This window comes from Methylorubrum podarium, assembly GCF_022179745.1.
In the GTDB taxonomy this organism is placed as follows: Bacteria; Pseudomonadota; Alphaproteobacteria; order Rhizobiales; family Beijerinckiaceae; genus Methylobacterium; species Methylobacterium podarium.
The window spans coordinates 1-5593 of sequence record NZ_BPRD01000315.1 but is presented as its reverse complement, the minus strand read 5'-3'; the positions used below and the strand labels follow the sequence as shown (position 1 = coordinate 5593).

The window sequence follows — 5593 nt, the reverse complement described above, 5'->3', positions numbered from 1 at the left end:
GGCGGCCGTTGGCGCCGAGGCGGACCGTCTTGCGGGCGCGCGCGGCCACCGGCGCAGCAACCTTCGACGCACCGGCGACGGCCTGCTTCAACATCTCTTCGGGCGAGATCTTCTCGGCCGGCACCTTCGCCCCGTTCTTGCCTGCTTGGACCGTCTCCGACATGGCAAAGGCTTTCCGCTGACGAGGTCGGCAGACCTCGAACGATGATCCACACGACGGACCGGGAAGCGGTCAGCTTCGACCGGACCTCGCACCCGCTCGGCAAGCTCCGCAGCAACTTCGCCGCCCGATCTCGGTCGAAGCGGAGAAAGTCACCCGCAAGACATGGCGTCGGGCGTTCAAGCATTTCGTTAACGATGTTTGTTTACTGAAAGGTTACCGCCGTCGCGTGCTGCCGCTCACGACCATCCGGCAACGCGATCGACGCGACATCGTCCCGGACATTGGTCGCCGGACCCTGTGCGGCAGGTCGTCGACATCGCGGGCAAGCCTGCCGGCAGCGCCACCGGAGATGAGGCTCCGGCGCATCCGGCGCCCGGTATCGATCGGCCGGGAGCCCGTGGGCGGCTCGCCCTTCGGCACGGTGCCCCCGAAGGGTCGGCCGCGATTGATCTTTCTCGCATGCTGCAGGTTTGCCGTTCGGGGACGATGCGAAGCCGTGCCGGGGAACGACTGTGATGCGTGAGCGACATCGGCGCGGCTTCGATCACGTCGGGCTTCGTCGGGAGGAACCGGACGTGCGCGAAGGCGATCTCGAATCGTAGCGATGCCAGGATGGGCGTGCGGAAGGCGTCTCGCGCGGGATGGTGCAGATCTTTCATCCGGGGGCGGACACCGTCGCCCGCGTCGTGCTCGCCTCCATCGGTGCCGTTCCGGTCCTGGCGGTGGGCCTCGCCTACACGTTGTGGCGCTCGCCCTACGTGACGGCCCAGGACGTGACCCGCGAACAACCGGTGCCGTTCAGCCATGAGCACCATGTCGGCGGCCTCGGGATCGATTGCCGCTACTGCCACACCTCGGTGGAGAAGGCGGCATTCGCCGGCATCCCGCCGACCGAGACCTGCATGAGCTGCCACTCGCAGGAATGGACCAACGCGCCGATGCTGGCGCCGGTGCGCCAGAGCCTCGCCGAGGGGCGACCGCTGACCTGGAACCGGGTCCACAACCTGCCGGCCTACGTCTACTTCAATCACTCGGTCCACGTGGCCAAGGGCGTCGGCTGCTCGACCTGCCACGGCCCCGTCCAGACCATGAAACTGATGCGGCAGACGGCCCCGCTCACCATGGGCTGGTGCCTCGACTGCCATCGCGACCCCGCACCGAACCTCCGTCCGCACGAGGCGGTGTTCGACATGGCCTGGAAGCCGCCCGCCGATCAGGCCGTGATCGGCGCCCGCTTCGTCGAGGAGCGCCACATCAAATCGCCCGAGCGGCTGAGCGAGTGCTCGATATGCCACCGCTGACCCCGCCCTCGCGCCGCGAGGCACTGCGCCTCCTCGGCGCCGGCATCACGCTCGCCGCGGGCGGCTGCTCCAGACCGGTCGAGACCATCGTGCCGTACGTGCGGGCGCCCGAGCAGCTCCTGCCCGGCGTGCCGGTGCGCTACGCCACGACCCTCTCGCTCAGCGGCTGGGCGCGCGGGGTCCACGCCATCGCCGTCGACGGGCGGCCGATCAAGATCGAGGGCAATCCGCTGCATCCGGCAAGCCTCGGCGCGACGGACGTGTTCGCGGAGGCGGCGATCCTCGACCTCTACGACCCCGACCGCTCGCGCACGGTGACCGAGCGGGTGGGCGGCATCGCCTCCTGGGACATGTTCGAGCGGGCGCTGAGCGGGCCGCTCGCGACGGTGCAGGCAGCCCGCGGGCGCGGCCTGCACCTCGTCACCGGCCGCGTCACCTCGCCGACGCTCGCCCGCCAGATCGATACGCTGCTGCGCGCGCTGCCGGAGGCGGCGTGGCACGTTCACGAGCCGGTCGATGACGGGAATGCGGAGCGCGGAGCCGAACTTGCCTTCGGCCGACGCCTGCGCGCCCTGCCCCGGTTTGAGCGGGCCGAGACGATCCTGTGCGTCGGGGCCGACCCGCTCGGGGCCGGACCGGACCAGATCCGGCTCGCGAACGCCTTCGCCGACCGCCGCCGCGACCGGGAGCGGTTCGGCCGCCTCTACGTCGCAGAGGCGGCGCTGACCCTGACGGGGGTCAAGGCCGACGCGCGGCGGGCCGTCCACCCCCTCGATCAGCCTGGGGTGCTGGCGACGGTGGCCAACGCGCTCGGCGCCGGCCTGCCCGCACCCGAACTGCCCGAAGCCGCCCGGCGGTTCGCCGAGGCCGCCGCCGAGGATCTCAAGGCGCACGAGGGCCGCGCGCTCGTGCTCGCCGGGGCCGCACTCGCGCCGGAGGGCCACGCGCTCGCGCACTGGATCAACGCGCGCCTCCGGGCGCCCGTCGACTTCATCGTCCCGCCCGACGAGATCGAGGGGCGAGCGCCCGCGACCCTTGCCGATCTGGCCGGCGCGCTCGACCGCGGCGCGGTGACCTGCCTCGCGATCCTCGACGCCGATCCGGTCGCCACGGCACCACCCGAGCTCGACCTCGCCAAGCGCATCGGGCGCGCCCGGTTCAGCGTCCATGCCGGGCTCTACGGCGACGAGACCGCGGGCGCTACCCACTGGCACCTGCCGCTGACGCACGAGCTGGAGAGCTGGTCGGATCTCCGCGCGACCGACGGCACCGCGAGCCTGGTCCAGCCGCTTCTGCGACCGCTCTACGATGGGCGCTCGCTCCACGAGATCCTGCCGCTCTTCGCCGGCCGCACGGCGACGGCGGGCTACGCTCTCGTCCGGGAGACGTGGCGGCAGCGCGGGGGCGCGGATTTCGAGGGCTGGTGGCGCCGCTGCCTGCACGACGGGAACATCGAGGGGACCGCCGCACCGACCCTTCAGCCCGGCGAGCCGCGCCTGATCCCGCTGCCGGAATCCCGCCGGAGCGACGGTCTCACCGTCGAGCTGCGGCCGGATCCATGCCTCTGGGACGGGCGCTTCGCCAACAATGCGTGGCTTCAGGAATGCCCGAAGCCGATCTCGAAGCAGGTCTGGGGCAACGCGCTCGCGCTCTCCCGCGCCGAGGCCGGGCGGCGCGGGCTCGAGGCCGGCGACGTGGTGCGCGCGAGCGCGGGCGGCCGCATCATCGAGGTGCCGGTGATCATCGAGTCCGGGGTCGCCGACGGCGTCGGCGTGCTGACCCTCGGCTACGGCCGGCAGCGGGCCGGCGCCATCGGCAACGGCGTCGGCACGGATGCCTACGCTCTGGCGAGCGGCGCCTCGCCCTGGCTCGTGACCGGCGTCGATCTCGCGAAGACGGACAGGACCGAGACGATCCTGCGCACGCAGAACTACGTCGAGCTCGAAGGCGAAACCCGAAAGCTGTTCCGGCAGATCGACCTTTCCACCCTGACACGTGCGGAGCCGAAAGGCATCGGCGCGGACCAGCCGAGCCTCCTCACGCCGTGGAAGGGCGATGCCGACGGCCATGCCTGGGCGATGGTGATCGACACCGACGCCTGCATCGGCTGCAACGCCTGCGTCGTCGCCTGCCAATCCGAGAACAACGTCCCCGTCGTCGGCCCGGAAGAAATCGCGCGCGGCCGGATGATGCACTGGCTGCGGATCGACATCTACGACGAGGGCAGACCCGAGTCACCGCGGGCCGGGTTCCAGCCCGTGCCCTGCATGCATTGCGAGCACGCGCCCTGCGAGCCGGTCTGCCCCGTCGCGGCCTCGGTGCATGACGGCGAGGGCCTGAACCTTCAGGTCTACAACCGCTGCGTCGGCACCCGCTTCTGCGAGGCGAACTGCCCCTACAAGGTCCGCCGCTTCAACTTCTTCGGCTACGCCGACGGCCAGCCCTACGCCCATCTCGGCGCGGAATCGGTGAAGGCACAGCGCAACCCGAACGTCACGGTGCGCGCCCGCGGCGTGATGGAGAAGTGCACCTACTGCGTCCAACGCATCGCCACCGAGCGGCAGGCGGCCGAGCGCGACGGCCGGGAGATGGACGCGGTCGCCACCGCTTGCCAATCCGCCTGCCCGACGCGGGCGATCCGGTTCGGCGACCTCGCCAAGCCCGGCACCGGCATCGCCGCGATGCGGCAGGATCCGCGCCACTACGCGCTGATGGAGGAGCTGAACACCCGCCCGCGGACGACCTACCTCGCGAACCTCCGCGCGCCGAACCCGGACCTGAAGGAGGATCACGCGTGAGCGGCAGGGACCAGCCGCATCGGTGGATCGCCCGCGAGCGCCTCGGCTACGCCGAGATCTGCGCCGCGGTCGCGGACCCGATCCAGAGACGCGGGCCGGGCCGTGCCTGGGTCATCGCCATCCTCGGGGTGCTGCCGCTGGTGCTCGTCACCATAATCGCCATCGGCGCGGTGCTCACCGTCGGCATCGGCCTTTCGGGGGTGAACACCACGGTGGTCTGGGGCTTCTCGATCGCCAACTACGTCTGGTGGATCGGCATCGGCAATGCCGGGACGCTGATCTCCTCGATGCTGCTGCTGACGCGCCAGCACTGGCGTGCCTCGATCAACCGCTTCGCCGAGGCGATGACCCTGTTCGCCGCCGCGATCGCCGGCATCTTCCCGATCATCCATCTCGGGCGGCCGCTCTACGCGTACTGGCTCGCGCCCTATCCGAACACCATGGATCTCTGGCCGCAATGGCGTTCGGCGCTGGTCTGGGATTTCTGGGCGATCCTGAGCTACCTGCTGTTCTCGCTGATCTTCTGGTTCACCGGCCTCCTGCCGGACCTCGCCACGATGCGCGACCGGGCGCGGACGCGCGTCGGGCAGCGGATCTACGGCGCGCTGGCGCTCGGTTGGCGCGGCTCGGCCCGGCACTGGGCGATCTACGAGAGCTTCCACAAGGCCATGGCGGCGCTGGCCGTGCCGCTCGTCTGCTCGGTCCACTCCATCGTCGGCCTCGACTTCGCCGCGAGCCTGATGCCCGGCTGGCAGGAATCGATCTTCCCGCCCTACTTCGTCGTCGGCGCGATGTATTCGGGTTTCGCCATGGTGGTGGTGCTGGCGATCGTCATCCGCTGGGGCCTCAATCTTCAGGCGGTGATCACCCCGGCCCATTTCGACGCCATGGCGAAGGTGATGCTGTTCGCCAGCATCGTCATGACCCTCTCCTACGCCACCGAGTGGTTCATGGGCTGGTACGGCGGCGATCACGCCGACCGGACGGTGATCGCCTACTTTTTCACCGGCGACTACCGCTGGCTCTATTACAGCCTGCTGTTCTGCAACTGCCTCGTGCCGCAGGCGCTGTGGTTCGCGCGCGTGCGGCTCAACCTGTGGGCGCTCGCGATCATCGCGGTCGTGATCAATCTCGGGATGTGGCTGGAGCGCATCCTGATCGTCTGGAACACCCTCTCGCACGGCCACGCCGTCAGCCTGTGGCGGACCTATCATGTCAGCGTCTACGACGTGGTGATCCTGATCGCGCCGCTCGGGCTGTTCGCCTTCGGTTTCCTCGTCCTGGCGCGGATCTTTCCGATCGTCTCCATCCACGAGGTCAGCCAGCTCGCC

Annotated in this window: 3 protein-coding genes; all 3 read left to right on the top strand. The window is 70.2% G+C overall.

Going from position 1 to position 5593, the window contains the following annotated elements:
• Positions 1 to 804 precede the first annotated feature (804 nt).
• Positions 805 to 1464, top strand: coding sequence for a cytochrome c3 family protein (locus MFF42_RS15815; RefSeq protein ID WP_238256600.1), 660 nt, complete (start codon positions 805 to 807; stop codon positions 1462 to 1464).
• Positions 1452 to 4262 (top strand): 4Fe-4S dicluster domain-containing protein, encoded by a 2811-nt coding sequence (locus MFF42_RS15810; RefSeq protein WP_238256599.1) that lies wholly within the window; start codon positions 1452 to 1454, stop codon positions 4260 to 4262. Before MFF42_RS15815 ends, MFF42_RS15810 begins: the two co-directional genes overlap by 13 nt.
• A partial coding sequence (gene nrfD, locus MFF42_RS15805) for an NrfD/PsrC family molybdoenzyme membrane anchor subunit (protein ID WP_238256598.1) occupies positions 4259 to 5593 on the top strand: 1335 nt, incomplete at its 3' end. The genes MFF42_RS15810 and nrfD, both read left to right, overlap by 4 nt.